The organism is Actinomadura sp. 21ATH, from assembly GCF_041951345.1.
GTDB lineage: Bacteria > Actinomycetota > Actinomycetes > Streptosporangiales > Streptosporangiaceae > Spirillospora.
In genome coordinates, this window is sequence record NZ_JBGNUR010000009.1 from 166642 (window position 1) to 181698 (window position 15057).

A 15057-nucleotide genomic window follows, 5' to 3' on the forward strand; every position below is an offset into this window, starting at 1 on the left:
GTCGGTGCTTACCAGATCGCGGGGAGACGGGCGTGACCTCACCCAGGACTCCGGAAGAAGAGCCGGGCGGCGACCAGCCTCGGGCGGCCTCCCCAGAGGATCCGGCGGCACCGCCTCCCCCGAGGTGGCTGGAGGAGCCCCAGGGAACGGACGACGCGCTCCTGCCTCCTGAGGCTGCCGCGCTGCCGTCCCCGCCCTACGGGATCCCCCAGGATCCGGAGGGCGGCGCGGACATCGCCGAGACGACCATCGCCGACCCCGGCGGCGACGACGCGATGCGCACCGAGACGTTCTCGCCCAAGAGCGCCGGGGCGCCCACGCCGCCCGCGGAGCCCCCGGCGCCCGAGAGCGGGCCCGCGCCGGATGTGACCGTCACCGACCTCTCCCCGTTCCTCCCCTCCGCGGGGACGCCGGCCGACTCCGGCTCGGGCGCGGCCAAGACGCAGCAGTTCTCCTCCCCGCAGCCGCCGGCACCCGAGCCGGGGCCGGGACCGTCCGAGGCGGCGCCGACCTCGCAGTTCCCGTACGCCCAGCAGATCCCGGGCACCCCGATGGCCGCGCCCACGCCCCAGCCGCCCGCCCCTCAGCCCCCGGCACCCCAGCCGCCGGCGCCGCCCGCGCCCGAGCCGTTCCCCTGGGCCCAGGAGATCCCCGGCCAGAACGCGCCCCCGCCGACCCCGCCGGCCCCGGCCCCGGCGCCGCCCGCGCCCGAGCCGTTCCCCTGGGCCCAGGAGATCCCCGGCCAGAACGCGCCGGGCCCGCGGCAGCCCGAGGCCGGTCCGGCGGCGGTGCCCCTGGCGCCGCCGCCGCAGATCGACGAGCCGTGGCGGACCGCGCCGAGCGGCAAGAAGAAGCGCGGCGGCGGCAAGCTCGGCAAGCGGCTCCTGCTCGTCGGCGGCGCCGGCCTCGCCGTCGCCGCACTGGTCGCGGGCGGGATCGTGGCCGTGTCCGCCCTGACCGGCGAGGACGGCACCGCGGGCGGCGGCGCCCGGCTCGCCGGCTCGGTCTTCCCGATGGACGCCGCGGCCCGTACCGACGGCCACGACCAGGAGATCACCGGCGTCGCGGCGGCGGGCTCCACCGTGGTCGCGGTGGGCGGCGAGGCGGGCCCGCAGAGCACCCGCGGCCTGTTCCTCGTCTCCTCCGACGGCGGCCGCACGTTCAAGCCGGCCAAGCCGGAGGGCACCGGCGGCGGCGCCCCGGCCGCCGTGGGCGGGTCCGCGAACGGCTGGGTCGCCGTCGGCACCCGCCCCGGCGGCGCCGGCGCGGTGTGGACCAGCGAGAACGGGCAGGACTGGCGCCGGGAGCCGAACGCCGTCGGCGACGCCTTCGCCCCCAACACCCGGGTCCGCAGGATCGTCTCCGCCGGGAACGGCTTCCTGGCCATCGGCGAGAGCACGCGCAAGGGCGACTACAGCGACGCGCTCCCCGTCGCCTGGCTGTCCGCCGACGGCCGCCGCTGGGAGGCCCGCCACGACGACCAGATCGGCCTGCAGGTCCGCAACGCGAAGCTGGGACTCGTCGAGGCCGCGGCCAGCGGCGACGTCATCCTGCTGGAGGGCCTGATCACCCCGGACAGGGGCAAGGGCGGCTTCCGCCGGGTCTGGCGCTCGGAGGACGGCGGACGCACCTGGGCCGACTCGGAGGTCCCCGTTCCCAGGGGCTCCCGCGGCCTGTCCATCGGCGGCGGGCCCGCCGGTTTCGTCGCCATGCGGGAGATCAAGGCCGGCGGCAAGAGCTACGGCCAGGCGTTCACGTCCAGGGACGGCGCGTCCTGGACCCAGACCGGCCGGCTGGAGACCCCCGGCTACCGGGTGACCAGCCGGCTCCTCAGCGACGACCGGGGCTACGCGGCCGTGATCGCCCGCGGCGGCGACATCCTCGTGTCGCGCAGCGCGGACGGCGCCGCCTGGCGCGACGCCGGCTCCCTCCCCTCCCGGCCCGGCCGGGAGGTCAGGGACGCGGCGCTGGCCGGCGAGCAGACCGTCGCCGTCGGCCTCGAACCGGGCGGCGGCGACCTCGACCCGCTGCTGAGCGTCTGGGACGCGGGCGGCGGCACGATCCCGGTCGACCTGGCCAAGGTGCCCGGCGCGCTGCGCTCCGACCACTCCGTCGTCGCGGTCGGCGCCACCGGGGACCGCGCGGTCTCCGTGGGCAGCGCCGCGGGCGACGCCGCCGTCTGGACGTCCCAGGACGGCGGCACCTGGAAGGCCGCCCAGGGCCTCGGCGCCGCCTTCACCCGGCCGGGTTCGCAGCAGCTCACCGGGGTGGTGAACGGCGCCGCCGGCTGGCTGGCCGTCGGCTACGACCAGACCGCCCCGCGGCGGCCGCTGGTCGTGACCTCGGCCGACGGGACGACCTGGCAGTCGGTCGACACCACCGCGCCGTTCCGCGGCAGCTCCAAGGGGCAGCCGGCGACCGCCGCCGCGGCCGCCGGACCGGCGGGCTACGTGATCGTCGGCACCGAGGGCACGTCGGGCGCGACCTGGTTCTCCGCCGACCTGAAGCAGTGGGAGCGCGGCCGCAGCGCCGGCCGGGACGGGGCGCTGGAGAGCCAGAACGGCGACACCCGCTGGATGCTCGGCGCCGCCGGGGGCTCGTTCGGCTACTCGGCGGTCGGCGGCGTACGCGACCCCAGGACCGGCAACCACCCGGCGGTGTGGTCGTCCGCCGACGGCAAGCAGTGGACGCTCCAGCAGCTGCCGCTTCCCGGCGGTGTCACCGAGGGCCACCTGACGCACGTGGCCGCGAAGGGCGACACGCTGGTGGCGGCCGGTGTCGCCGCGACCCCGCAGGGGCTCGTCTGGCTCGGCTACGTGTCCGCGGACGGCGGTAAGACGTGGCGGTCGCTCCCGGCCCCCGGCGGCGATGCCAAGGCCGTCGTGACGTCCCTGGCGGGCACCCCGAAGGGCTTCGCCGCCACCGGGACGACCGGTACCGCCGGTGCGGCGGACGTGGTGGCGTGGACCTCGGCGGACGGCTCGTCCTGGACGGCGGACACCCCCGGCGGCGAGGGCCTCGGCGGTGACGGCGACCAGCAGATCACCGGGCTGGCGCCGTTCAGGGACAAGCTGATCGGCATCGGCCGCACGTCCGGCCAGGACGGCGAGCAGCCCGTCCTCTGGAACCGGCCGCTCTCCTGAGGCCCCGGTCCGGCCCGGTCCGCCGGGCCGGGCCGGCCGGCGTCAGCGGTCGCGGGCGTGGCGCGGCGCGTAGGCCCGCGCGGGCGCCCGCCGCTGCGGCGCCGCAGGCTGCTCCGGAGCCGGAGCCGGGGGCGGAGCCGGAGCCGGGACGGCGGGCGGGCCGTCCGGCAGGTTGCGGTTACGGTTGCGGCGCGCGCCATAGGGCGCCACGAGCATCCGGTAGACGGGTCGGCGGATCAGCGTCGGCGTCAGCCGGTACCCGCCGCGGATGGTGACGTTCCGCCAGTACTGCATGCGGGTGACGAAGCCCTCGCGGTACATCTCGCGCTGGAGCCGCAGCTCGGAACGGAGCAGGTCGCGGCCGCCGCGGCGCTCGTACGCGCCGTCGCCGACCCGGTAGTAGACGAGGGGCTCGGCGATGTTCACGACCCGCGCGCCGTTGGCGATCATCCGCGCGAACAGCCAGTAGTCCTCCATCAACGGCAGGTCGCCGTACCCGCCGACCGCGACGACGGCGCTGCGCCGGTAGACCACGGTCGGATGGTTGAACGGGTCGTGCAGCCGCGAGTAGCGGGCGATGTCGCCCGGGTCGCTCGGCGGGGTGCGCTGCCCGACGACGTCGGCGATGTCCGTCCCGAACTCCAGCAGGCCCGCGCCGACCAGGTCCGCGCCCGCCTCGACCAGGGGCACCTGGAGCCGGAACCGGTGCGGCATGGCCACGTCGTCGGCGTCCATCCGGGCCACGATGTCGTACCGGCTGGCCCGCAGCCCCGCGTCCAGCGCCGGGCCGAGGCCCCGGTTCTCCGCCAGCCGGACGAACGCGACCTCGGCCGGGCAGCCGTCGACCAGCTCGGCCATGCAGGCGGCGAGCCCGTCGGAGACCGGGCCGTCCTGTACCAGCACCACCTGGTCCGGGCGGCGCAGCTGGTCGTGCACCGCGCTGCGGAAGGCCGCCCGGAGAAATTCCTCCCGGTCACCGCCGTAGACGGTCATGAGAAGGGCGAACGGTTCGGGGCGCATGCGGTCCATTTCCGGAAGCGGGCCTCGGGGAGGCCCGGCGGAGCCCGGGGCGGGATCGGCTCCGGAGTCGGGGAGCGGGGGTCGGGAGGGGGAGAGATGTGGCGAGCGGATGGGATTGAGGGGTTACGTCCTACAAGGGACGCCTGAGGGAGTCTTTAGGTTTAGCGCGGCCAACATATCGGGTTCGTCGGGTGTCCCTCAGGGCTGGGCGCAAACGTCCTGATCTGCTCGGATCTCGCCGACGACCTTCGGGACGGTCTTCGCGGCGCCCGGGAGGTCCGCGCCGTCCGCGCCGATGATCAGGTAGACCTGGCCCGGCCGGCCGGACGGCCAGAGCTTCGGCGGGTGGCCAGGGAGGGCCGCGGCGAGGGCGGCCGCCTGCGGGCGGGCGCCGGGGCCGAACAGGATCTGCGTCCTGGCGTCGTCGGAGCGGTTGCGGCGGGTGCCGACCTTGACGACCTGGAAGCCCTTCTCCGTGAGCTGGTCGGCGGTGCGCTGCCCGAGCCCGTCGGTTCGGGTCGCGTTGTAGACCGCCACCTTCACCTGCGCGGGCGGCACCGGCTTCGCGGCGCCCCGCCCGGCCGGCTTCACGGGCGGCGGCGCCGCCTCGGGGACGGTGTTGTCCTCGCGGATCGCCTCGAAGAGCGGCTTGGCCTGCGCCGGGTTGATCTGGACGCGATTGGGGTCCGGCGGGTAGGCCTGCACCGGGACGGTCACGAAGCGGACCTTGCCGGCGCTCATCCCGCGCAGCCCGCCGGCCAGCTTCTGCATCGCCGACACGGTGAGCCGGTCGTCGGCCTTGATGGAGCTGGCGACCGCGGACAGGAACGCGTACGCCTTGCCGGGGTCGGCGAGCATGCCCTTGTCGGTGGCCTTCTTCACGACCGAGGCCATGAACGCCTGCTGCCGCTTGATCCGGGACAGGTCGGAGCCGTCGCCGAGGCCGCCGGTGCGGGTGCGGACGTAGCCGAGCGCCGCCTCGCCGCGGACGGTCTGCCTCCCGGCGCGCAGGTACAGCTCGGCCTTGGGGTCGTGCACCGCCTTGGGGACGCAGATCTCGACGCCGCCGAGCGCGTCCACGACCCGCTTGAACCCGGCGAAGTCGACCTCGACGTAGTGGTCGATCCGGACATCGGTGATCGACTCGATGGTCTTCCAGGTGCAGGCGGGGCCGCCCTGCGCGTACGCGGAGTTGATCATGTCGAGCCGGGCCGGGACCGTGCCGCCGCCGGCCTTCTTGCATGACGGGATCTGCACCATGGAGTCGCGCGGGAAGCTGATCCCGATGGCGCGCTCGCCGCCGGGCGACAGGTGCAGCAGGATCGCGGTGTCGGAGCGGCGGCCCTCCTCGGTGCCGTACCGGGCGTTCTCGCCCTCCCGGCTGTCGGAGCCGATGAGGAGGATGTTCATCGAGCTGTTGAGCTTGGCGGGCCGGTCGTCGCCGAGCTTGCCGTCGACGTTCTCGCGGGTGATCTGGCCGTCCAGCCGGCGCCAGAACCCGTACGCGGTGAGGCTGCCGACCACCAGCAGCACCGACAGCGCGATCGACAGTCCTCCGAGCACGCGCCAGCCGCGCCCCCGCTCCGGCGGTTCCGGTGGCGGCGGCGCGCCGCCGGTGAAGTACACGCGGTCGGGAGCGGCCAGCTGCTGCATCCGTAACATTTCAGCACAAGCAGGACATCAGCCACCGCCGCCACGGGAAACTTCCTCCCGCCCCCGGCCGCCCGCCCGGACCCATCCGGGCACAGGACTAGACTCGGGTGAGGATGAGCACCGTAGACGTACTGACCGAGCAGGCCATGGTCGTGCTGCAGGACCGGCCGGTCGTGCCGCTGACCGCCTGGCTGGCCGAGGCCCTGGCCGACTGCGGCGAGACGGGCCGAACCCTGCAGCTGGTCACGCCGCTGGACTCGCGGCTCTCGCTGCCGCTGCGCGCCGCCGCGGCCGGAACCGGCATGCAGTGGGTCGTACGCGACGGCGCCGGCTACTACGAAGGCCTCACCGGCCGGCCCCTCCAGTGGAGCGACGGGACGTTCGTGCCCGTTCCCGAGGCGCGCGACTACGCGCCGGGCTTCACCACCCGGCCGGGCGCGCCGATCGGCGCGCAGCTCAGCCTCACCTACCGCATCAGGTACGGCGCCGAAGGCAACGTCGGCGGGGCGGTCGAGCGGCTGCTGAAGCTCCTCACGGGCCTGGCGCCCACGGGCTGGGGGCCGGCCGAGCCGCTGTCGCACACCTGGCGCGCCGACCTGCTCACCGAGTACGCGCGGGGCCGGAACGGGGCCCGCCTGTTCGTCGTCGGGGACGGCCCGCGCCCGGCCCAGGCGATCTGCGAGTTCACCGGCGCCGGCGGCGGCGCGATGGCCGAGGTCGGCACCGCCACGATCGGCTACACGCACGAGGACCCGCCGCCCGTCCAGCACCTGCCGTCGCTGGTCGGCGCGCTGGCGGGCGAGCAGCCGATCCTGTCGCTGTTCGCGCAGCTCATCCCGGGCCGCAGCGACCTGACCACCGAGCCGCGCTGGACCGGCGCCCCCGGCCCGCTGGCCATGGCCGTGAGCGGTACGGTCGCCGGCCCGCCCGGGCTGCCCGGCCAGCAGGTCGGCCCGGCGCGCGCGCCGCTCACGTTCTTCCCGCTGGGCGACGGCCGCTCCCCGGAGGGGTGGCAGCGGCACCGCACGCTCATGCAGCACCTGCGCTCGGCGCAGGCCGCGGGAGTGGCGCCCGGCTAGTCGGCCCAGATGTAGAGGTTGCCCAGGACCGCGTGGAACTTGCGGATGAGGGTGTCGCCGTAGGTCTGCGCGGGGCCGTTCCGGGAGCCCGGGTTGCGGGACTCGTTCACGAACGACTGCCGGATCAGCACGTGGTCGCCGTACGACGAGGACGACCACCAGTGACCGGGCTCGTTGCCGTACGCGACGCGGATCTTCGGCGCGACGTTGGCGTTGACGGCGCGCGCGACCCTGCGGGCGTCCGCCTCGGTCGCGAACTTCATCGCGGTCATCTGCACGTACACGCTCTTGTTGGGGCTCTGGTACATCGCCCCGCGCAGCCGGCCCTCGCACGGCGTGCGCCGCAGCACCGCCGCCAGCTGCGGCTTGGCCTCGGCGGTGCAGGCCCTGGCCCAGTTGCTCGACTGGCGGTACGTGCCGCGGGAGGTCTGCACGCTGGTGGCGAAGAACGTGGGGCTCAGATCGACGTCCCGCGGCCCGGTCGACGTCGGCGAGGGAGCGGACGAGGGCACGTCGACGGTCGGCGGGGTCGGGATGGTCGCGGTCGGCACCACGAGGCTGCTGCCGGCCCGCTCGCGCTTGCGGCCGCCGTCGCCTGACAGCACCAGGAACGCCACGACGCCGATGGCGACCAGCACGGCGAGGCCGCCGGCGAGGACGGCGATCACGGCGTTGCCGCCGCCCTTGGGCGGCCCCGGCGGGACCGGCGGTCCCGGCATCGGCATCGGGGGCATGGGCGGGCCCCCTCCCGGCGGGAACGAGGGCGGGGGCGGCATCGGGCCGCCGCCGTACGGGCCGCCCGGCGGGGGCGGCGGACCGGGCTGGTAGGGGGGTGGTGCGCTCAACGCGGCATCCTCATCCGTGAGCTTGGATCACTGCGGGCACTCTACCGAGGCGCGACGACGGCGTTCCGACCCCGGGACGGTGGAACGAGGTGGAACGCTCCCGGCACGCACCGCGTCGGAGTTCTGACGGGGTTTCGACGGGGATGCGACGAATTTCGCATGCTCGGGAGCGCCCCGGACGCGAGGGTTCGTCAAGGCCGGACCCGGATGCGATGCCCAATGTGGCCGGTTCCGGCCGAAAAGGTGTCGTACCCTGGCCTGATCTTGACAGGGAACCCCTGATCTGAAAACCGGCTTTGGAGTGCCCATGAATCCCCCCGGACAGCCGCCGTTCGGCCCGCCCGGCCCGCCGATGCCCCCGCCGCCGCCCGGGATGGGCATGCCCCCCGGCCCCGGGATGCCGCCGCCCGGCATGCCGCCGCCGCGCAAGAGCGGCGGCGGCGGGCTCGTCATCCTGCTCATCGTCGGCGCCATCCTCGCGCTGGTCGTCATCGGTGCGGGCGCCTTCGTCGTCCTCGCCGGCGACGATGACGACGACCGCGACCTCACCTCGCCGCCGCGGCCGACCTACACGTACCCGACCAGGGAGAACCCGGCGCCCACGGCCACGTCCGGCGGCGACCCGCGGAGCGTGCTGAAGTCGTCCATCCGCACCGCGGACGGCAGCACGTACAACCAGGTGGGCATCAACACCGGCAGCTGCACCACGCGCGCCAACACCGTGCTGGCCGGCCGGCTGCGGATCTACCCCTGCACGGACCAGCTGTACTCGGCGGCCTACGCCAGCCCGACGCGCAACATCGTCACCGTCATCTCGATCATGAAGCTCGGCTCGGCCTCGGACGCCGGCGCGATCAGCCGCGCGGTCAACTCCAAGGGCTGGCCCAAGCTGCTCAAGCCGTCCTCCACCAGCGGCCTGCCGGTGCCGACCGAGGAGCCCGACTCCTGGACCAAGGCGTGGACGCTGGACTCGCGCGTCGTGTACGCGCAGTCGTACTGGGCCCGGGGCGGCGCGGTCGGCGACCGCGACGGCTCGGTCTACAACGCCGGCGACGAGCTCGGCACGGAGGTCCTCAACACGCTGCGCTTCAGCAGCTGACGCACCGCCGCGCGGGCGGCGCTCCGGCTACCGGTCCGGAGCCGCCGCCGCGCCGGTGGCCTTCCAGCTCAGCGCCGCTGGCTCGGCCGGCAGCTCCGGCCAGACCGTGCCGCCGGCCCAGTGCGCCAGCGCCTCGGCGAACCGCCGCGCCAGCCGGGACGCCTCCGGGACGTCGGCGACCGCGCGCACGTCCACCCACCACACCGGGGCCGCGGCGAACCGCTCCGCGGCCGGCCGCCCCAGCAGCCGCGCCACCTCGCCGGGCGCCTCGACCAGCACCGGGTCCTCGATCGACACCAGCACCCGGCCGCCCTGGTCGCGGACCCGTACCGCCTGGAACGGGCCGCCGACCAGCTCCACCGGCTCGCCCAGCGCGACCAGGCCGTCGGCGACGGCGTACACGTCGGGCTCGCGCCGGACCAGCGCGACGAGGTCGCTGCTCACCGCGCCACCCCCGACAGCCCCAGCGCCCGGCCGAACACGTCGGCGGCCACCTTGGTCACCGCGCCGCGGGTGGCGGCGCCCAGCTTGTCCAGGCTGACGCCGCTGCCCGTGGCCAGATGCCGGTCGTAGGGCACCTGGACCACGTGCATGCCCCCCTCGGCCAGCATCCCCACCGCCCGGTCGATGTCGGCCCCGCCGTGCGGGGCGTGCGACACCATCGCGATCACGGTGCGCTGCAGCAGCGCGCCCTGCCCGTTCGCGGTGAACCACTCCAGCGCGCCGCGGGCGCTGAGCGCGCCGTCGACCGTGCCGGGGGTCACCAGCACCTGCGCGTGCGTGGTGGCGAGGATGCCGCCGTGCAGCTCGGTGAGGATGCCGGCGCCGCAGTCGACGACCGCCGCCCCGAAGTAGCGGTTGACCGCGCCGAGCGCCTGCTGGAACGTCTCCAGCGTGAACTCCCCGGCGATCCGGCCGTTCCGGCTGGCGGGCAGCACCCACAGGCCGTCCTGCGTCCGGGCCAGGAAGGGCGTCGCCTCCTCGAACGTCTGCGGCTGCCGGCCGGCCAGGTCGAACAGCGAGTACTCCGAGCGCACCCCGAGCCGCAGCGGCAGCGACCCCAGCTCGGCGTCGGCGTCGACGGCCAGCACCCGGTCCTGCCGGTGCCGGGCCAGCTCGGTCGCCAGCAGCGCCGCCATCGTCGTCTTGCCGGCGCCGCCGCGCACGCTCACCACGGCGAGCTGCCGGTAGCTGGGCACCTGCCGGCCGAGCAGGTCGGCGAGCTCGCCCTGCGCGCGGACGCCCTGCGCGCCCGACCCCAGGCCCTTGATCACGCCGCGGCCGACGCGGCGGAGCAGCGGGTCGCCGTGCCGGTTCTTGGCGACCAGCTCCTCGGCGTCCAGCCGCCGGCCCGGGCCGCCGGGACCGGGCGGCACCGGCGCGGGCGCGGGCTGCGCCCCGGTGTGCTGCCGCTCTTGCTGCGGCGGCGCCTCCGGGCCCGGTGCGGCGGGATCTCCGAGCAGCTCCTGCGGGAATCCGACGAGCGGGATCTCGAACGCTCCGGGCGCCGGCGGCTCGGGCACCGGCGGCTCCGGCGCGGCCTGCGGTTCCGGCTGGGAGGCCGGAACGGGACCGGGAGCGGGCGGCTCGGCCACCGGCGGAACGGGCGGCTCGACGACCGGCGGGGCGGGCACGGGCGGTGCGGGCGGTTCGGGGGCGGGCTGCGCGGCGGGCGGCTCGGGCGGCGGCGCCGGGAACGTCGGCGGTTCCGGCTGGACCTGCGGCTGCGGCTGCGGCTGCGGCTGCGGTGGAGCCTGCGGGGCGGGCTGCGCTTGCGGCTGGGGCTGGGGCTGGGATGGCGGCGGCTGAGGCGTTGCCTGCGGCTGGTGCGCCACCGGCTCGGGGGCCGCCTGCGGCACGTCCTGCGCGGCGGTGGACCCCCCGCCCCACATGCTCTGTGCAGGCGGAAGATCATGGATCGGCGCCATGCCCGAATTGTCGGCGTGCCCGTTGGGAGAGATGCTGTCAGGAACGGCCAGGCCGGTCTGGGCCACCCCAAGTTCGCGTAGTACGGTGCTCTGCCAGCTCGGGTCGGTCACCGGCCCTCCTTTCCTCGCCCCAAGCCTACGAGACTCCCAGACCCGCCCGCAGCGCGAGGCTCACCCGGTGACGCCCGGTTCCGGGCGGCCGCGAACGGCCGTTCCGGCGACCGTGAACGGCCGCCTACGCCGGGTCAGGAGGCGGTACGAGAACGCCCCACCACGCCAGCGTGCGCCGCGCGTCCTCTTCTCCGGCCGCGTCCAGGACCGGAGGCCGCGCGCCGCTCGCGCGGACGTGCCGGACGAGATCCGGTTCGGGCGGGACGCCGTGGGTCTCCAGGTAGTACGCGACGCCGCCGAGCCACACCCAGGAGCCGTCGGAATGGTAGGTGGCGGGGACCCTGGCCGGGCGGGCCGGATCGAAGGAGTCGGGGAGCGGGTCGCCGCCGTCGTACACGACGGGCGCCTCCCGCAGGTAGCGGAGCACGGCCTCGCGCTCCTCCTCCGGCAGCGGCTCGCGCATCGCCACCAGCGGATCGTCGGGCCCCGGGTTGTACGACACGCGCAGCGACTGCACGTAGACGGAGGCCAGGTCCCGCAGCTCCTGGAGGCCGGGCATCCGCTCCTCGGGCGCGACCAGCGGGACGGCGCCCGCCTCGCCGTCGTCCGGGACGGCCCGGCAGCGCCCGAGCACCTCCTCCGCGGCGACCCCGCCGGCGTGCAGGTCGCGGAGGCGGCGGATCCAGGCGCCCGCGGCGTTGGCGCCGTCCAGCCCGGCATCGGCCCGGGGCAGGTACATCGCGGCCTCGTCCTCGACCGCCGCCCACAGGTAGCCCAGGGTGACCTCGTCCTTGACCACGGGCACGTAGCGGACGGGCCCGGCGGTGTCCAGGCCGTAGCCCGGCAGCGCGCCGGCGGCCGCCGGCGCGCCCTCCTCGGCCACTGCGGAACCGCCGCCGAAGAGGTCCTCCTCCAGGGAGGCCCACGGCGGCCGCCGCTCGCCGGGATTGGCCAGCTCGCGCAGCTCGCCCAGCCGGCCGGCGGTCTCCTCGCGCGCGTCCGCGGGCACCCCGCCGCCCACCGGGTCCTCGGGCCGCCCGATCCACTCCCGGACCGCCTCCCGCGCCGGCAGCCCCCGCGCGTACGCCTCCTGGAGCCGCTCGATCCACACGAACGGCGCCAGGTACGCCTCGTCCAGGAACTCGTTGCGGCGGATGAACGTCGCCGAGCGGTCGTCCACGCCGGCCCACAGGTAGCCGACGTGCCGCCCGTCCAGGAGCACCGGGAGGTACACCACCGGGCCGGCCGTGGTGGGCTCGTAGGAGGCGGGCTCCGCCTGCTGCGGAGGCTGCGGCAGATCGCTCATGACGGCCTCATCGTTCGAAGGAGCTGTAGAGGTGCTTCAGCGCGGCGGACAGGACGTGCTCCGGAGGCTCCTCCAGCTCGAAGCCGGCGGCCCGGACGTGGGCGACCAGCTCCGGCTCCGGCGGGACGCCGTGCTCGCGCAGGTAGTAGGCGACCGCCCCGGGCCAGATCCAGGAGCCGTCGGTGTGGTACGTCATCGGCACGCTGAGCGCGCGCTCGGGGTCCATCATGTCCTCGCTGAAGCTGCGCGCCGACAGGATGATCGGCGCCTGCTCCAGGTAGCGGACGAGCGCGTCGACGTCCTCCGCGGGCACCTCCGGCCGCTGGTAGATCGGGGTGCCGTCGGGCTCGGAGTCGTCGTACGGCCGGGCGACGGGCATCGGCTCCTCGCCCGCCGGGCGGGCCTCGCCGCCCAGCCACTCGGGCAGGTACCGCGCGTCGCGGGGGAACCTCCGCGCCTCCTCGGCACGGGCGCCCTCCGGCGGGGCCGACACCCAGCTCGGTTCGTTGTCGCCGTCGTACCGGACATCGTAGCTGGCGGGGTAGGTGAGCTTGTACGTGGCCGTGAACCACGTCCCGCGGCCGGGGACGTACATGCCGGCGCGCAGCCGCTCGAACAGCTCCGCCAGCTCCGGCGGGGGCGCGTAGGGGCTCGGCAGCCGCCGCCCCAGCCGCTGGACCTGCGCCAGCATCTCGCTGTGCGAGCCCAGGGCGCGGTAGGCGACCGTGGCCTCCTCCCAGCCCTCAGGGAGGGAGTGCGTCAGCAGCAGGGTCATCTCCTGCAGCACTTCGTTCTGCTCTTCCGGGCCCAGCGGTCCGGGGTCGTTCACCACGGTTCTCGTTCCCATCCGTTGAGTCGAAGCGCCGCTTCCGGGGCGGCGGTCGCGCTGTTCATCGGCCGCCGTCACCGGCCTCCAGCCGGTCCCGCAGCCAGCGGGGCACGTGCTCGTCCGACCGGGGGAACACGCTCAGGTCGTGCCGCCAGTCCGCGGCCGCCAGCGGCGGCGTCCAGCCGGGGTCGAACTCCCCGTTGTAGCCCGCCCAGTACTCGCTGGGCGGGTCCATCGTGAAACGCATCCCGAACCAGGTGCCCTCGTCCGGCCGGTACATCATCGACCGCAGCTCCGCCGCGATCGCGGCGAGGTCGCGCGGCGGCTCCACCTCGGCGTGGCCGCCGTCCTCCAGCACCACGGCCAGCGCGACCTCGGAGACCGCCACGGTCATCCGGACGCGGAGGTCGATCCGCGCCCAGCCCGGCGGCGCGATCTGGAGCAGGATCCGGCCGAGGCGCTGCTCCAGCTCCGCGTGGCGCTCCCCGTCGTACGGCACCGGGCGCTGCTGGACGGACGGGGCGTCCGGAGGCTGCGGGGCCATCAGGTTCGTTCTCCTTCGCTCGATGTACCGCGGGCCCGGCGGCCGGGGCGGCGCGCCGCCGGTCCCGCCGATCTCGCTCAGGTGGCCGGAGCGGACCAGGTCGCCGATGTCCGCGCCGAGGAGGTAGCCCTGCCCCTCGCCGGTACGGGCCCGTTCCGCCGCCTCGGCGTCGCCCAGGGCCGGGAACGGGGCGAACCGGGCGGGGGCGGCGGGGAGGGGGCGGTCCACGCGGTAGAGGTGGTACGCCGCGTCCCCGTCGCGGAAGACCCTACCGCGCACATCGTCGGGGGTGCCGACGGCGAAGACGAGGCGCTGGTCGTGGTGGCCGTACGCGTCGACCTCCGTGCCCGCCGGGAGGACGAGCACCGGCTCGGGCCCGGCGGCGGCGGCCGGTGGTGGTGACGGCGTCGAAGCAGTAGAGGCGGGGGGCGCAGGGGGCCGCTGGATCAGCGCCGGCAGTTCCCGCAGCAGCGCGAACTCGTGGATCCTGCGGACGGCGATGAACGGGCCTTCCTCCGGCGGCGGCCCGATCTCGCAGGTGAAGTGCTCTTCGGGCCGGTTGCGGAGAGGGGCCAGCGCGACATAAGAGCCGGTGCCGGGCCCGTCGTGAGGGGACGCGTCGCCGGCTTCCGGGCGCGGGGAGGCGGCGGTCAGCTGGGCCGCCCTGACCCCGGCCTCGTCCAGGTCCCAGGCGTCCACCCCCGGCCTGGCGTGCCTGGTGAGGAGGCCGGCGGTCCGCATCAGCCCGGAGTCGACCGGTACCCTCGCGGCGGCCATGACATGGGACGCGGCGTGCGCGAACGCCTCCTTGGCCCCGGCGAACGGGCGGACCCGCTCGCACCGGCCGCCCGCGTACAGGACGGCCAGCCACGCCTCCCCCGCCGGGACGACCGACCAGCGGCCCTCCTCCAGGCGGCCGGCCAGGATCCGGTCGCCGCCGCCGGGCAGCAGCCCCTCCAGGCTCTCGCGGGCCTGCGCGAAGTAGTCCGGCCGCCCCTCGACGAGCCCGTCCTCCGCCCGGGGGCGGGCGAGGACCTCCGCGGGGTCGAAGTCGTCCGCGGCGCGCTGGAGGTCGAGCAGGGCCCGCATCCACGGCGGGACCTGCCGGCCGGGCCGGGGGAACCGGGACAGCTCCAGGACGCAGTCCGCCGGGGTGACCTCGTCGCGCCACCAGAAGTCCTCCAGGCCCTCCGGCTCCGCCGACCACTCGCCGGCGGCGGTCAGGGCGAGGGTCACGCCCGGCCACACGCCCCGTTCCGGGTCGTGGCAGTCGCGGCGCAGGTCGCGCAGCATCTCGACGGCGCCCGAGCGGGGCAGCGCCCAGCCGTCGTCCGGGCCCTTGGCGAAGACCATGGCGCACTCGAACGACCCCAGCGCGAAGTAGCGCAGCCGCCCCCGCCGCCAGTTCCGCGGCATCAGCGGCGTGACCACGTCCACCACGGCCCGCAGCCGGGTCTCGACCTCCTCGGGGGACAGGGCCATCAGGCGCCCTCCCGTCCG

The 15057-nt window shown here is 75.8% G+C and carries 11 protein-coding genes; 3 read left to right on the top strand and 8 right to left on the bottom strand.

The window, feature by feature from the left end; translation table 11 throughout:
* The first annotated feature begins 32 nt into the window (after positions 1–32).
* Complete coding sequence (locus ACA361_RS25555) at positions 33–3143, top strand: hypothetical protein (RefSeq protein ID WP_375015789.1); 3111 nt, start codon at positions 33–35, stop codon at positions 3141–3143.
* A 42-nt stretch (positions 3144–3185) separates the two neighbouring features.
* On the opposite strand, the gene ACA361_RS25560 is transcribed toward ACA361_RS25555, so the two are convergent.
* Entirely contained in the window at positions 3186–4163 is a 978-nt protein-coding gene (locus tag ACA361_RS25560) for a glycosyltransferase (protein WP_375015791.1), read from the bottom strand.
* Positions 4164–4361: 198 nt separating this feature from the next.
* A complete protein-coding gene (locus tag ACA361_RS25565; protein WP_375015794.1) occupies positions 4362–5816 on the bottom strand; it encodes an LCP family protein in 1455 nt (484 codons plus the stop codon).
* A 113-nt stretch (positions 5817–5929) separates the two neighbouring features.
* Here ACA361_RS25565 and ACA361_RS25570 point away from each other — a divergent pair, with 113 nt between their 5' ends.
* Positions 5930–6895, top strand: coding sequence for a DUF6177 family protein (locus ACA361_RS25570; protein WP_375015796.1), 966 nt, complete (start codon positions 5930–5932; stop codon positions 6893–6895).
* Here the strand turns inward: ACA361_RS25570 and ACA361_RS25575 are convergent.
* The gene (locus ACA361_RS25575) at positions 6892–7740 is read right to left on the bottom strand and encodes a hypothetical protein (protein WP_375015797.1); all 849 of its coding nucleotides are present in this window, start codon (positions 7738–7740) and stop codon (positions 6892–6894) included. The two genes, ACA361_RS25570 and ACA361_RS25575, sit on opposite strands and share 4 nt — an antisense overlap.
* Positions 7741–8047: 307 nt before the next feature.
* On the opposite strand from ACA361_RS25575, the gene ACA361_RS25580 reads away from it, so the two are divergent.
* The gene (locus ACA361_RS25580) at positions 8048–8839 is read left to right on the top strand and encodes a hypothetical protein (protein WP_375015799.1); all 792 of its coding nucleotides are present in this window, start codon (positions 8048–8050) and stop codon (positions 8837–8839) included.
* A gap of 27 nt (positions 8840–8866) precedes the next feature.
* Here the strand turns inward: ACA361_RS25580 and ACA361_RS25585 are convergent, their stop codons facing one another.
* The 5 genes from ACA361_RS25585 to ACA361_RS25605 all read right to left on the bottom strand — a co-directional run bounded on the left by ACA361_RS25585 (position 8867) and on the right by ACA361_RS25605 (position 15039).
* Positions 8867–9283 carry a hypothetical protein gene (locus tag ACA361_RS25585; RefSeq protein WP_375015801.1) on the bottom strand — a complete coding sequence of 139 codons (417 nt, stop codon included), beginning with the start codon at positions 9281–9283 and terminating at the stop codon, positions 8867–8869.
* Positions 9280–10878 (bottom strand): MinD/ParA family protein, encoded by a 1599-nt coding sequence (locus ACA361_RS25590; RefSeq protein WP_375015803.1) that lies wholly within the window; start codon positions 10876–10878, stop codon positions 9280–9282. The genes ACA361_RS25585 and ACA361_RS25590 overlap by 4 nt, the downstream gene beginning before the upstream one ends.
* A gap of 124 nt (positions 10879–11002) precedes the next feature.
* Complete coding sequence (locus ACA361_RS25595) at positions 11003–12184, bottom strand: hypothetical protein (RefSeq protein ID WP_375015805.1); 1182 nt, start codon at positions 12182–12184, stop codon at positions 11003–11005.
* A gap of 7 nt (positions 12185–12191) precedes the next feature.
* Positions 12192–13031: a hypothetical protein gene (locus ACA361_RS25600; RefSeq protein WP_375015807.1), complete on the bottom strand. Its 840-nt coding sequence runs from the start codon at positions 13029–13031 to the stop codon at positions 12192–12194.
* Between the two features lie 43 nt (positions 13032–13074).
* Positions 13075–15039 carry a glycohydrolase toxin TNT-related protein gene (locus tag ACA361_RS25605; RefSeq protein WP_375015809.1) on the bottom strand — a complete coding sequence of 655 codons (1965 nt, stop codon included), beginning with the start codon at positions 15037–15039 and terminating at the stop codon, positions 13075–13077.
* Positions 15040–15057 lie beyond the last annotated feature (18 nt).

Excerpts from the sequence above, each read along its gene's own strand:
- ACA361_RS25560 (WP_375015791.1), bottom strand. The coding sequence starts at position 4,163 with ATGCGCCCCGAACCGTTCGCCCTTCTCATGACCGTCTACGGCGGTGAC.
- ACA361_RS25565 (WP_375015794.1), bottom strand. The coding sequence starts at position 5,816 with ATGCAGCAGCTGGCCGCTCCCGACCGCGTGTACTTCACCGGCGGCGCG.
- ACA361_RS25570 (WP_375015796.1), top strand. The coding sequence starts at position 5,930 with ATGAGCACCGTAGACGTACTGACCGAGCAGGCCATGGTCGTGCTGCAG.
- ACA361_RS25580 (WP_375015799.1), top strand. The coding sequence starts at position 8,048 with ATGAATCCCCCCGGACAGCCGCCGTTCGGCCCGCCCGGCCCGCCGATG.
- ACA361_RS25595 (WP_375015805.1), bottom strand. The coding sequence starts at position 12,184 with ATGAGCGATCTGCCGCAGCCTCCGCAGCAGGCGGAGCCCGCCTCCTAC.
- ACA361_RS25600 (WP_375015807.1), bottom strand. The coding sequence starts at position 13,031 with ATGGGAACGAGAACCGTGGTGAACGACCCCGGACCGCTGGGCCCGGAA.
- ACA361_RS25605 (WP_375015809.1), bottom strand. The coding sequence starts at position 15,039 with ATGGCCCTGTCCCCCGAGGAGGTCGAGACCCGGCTGCGGGCCGTGGTG.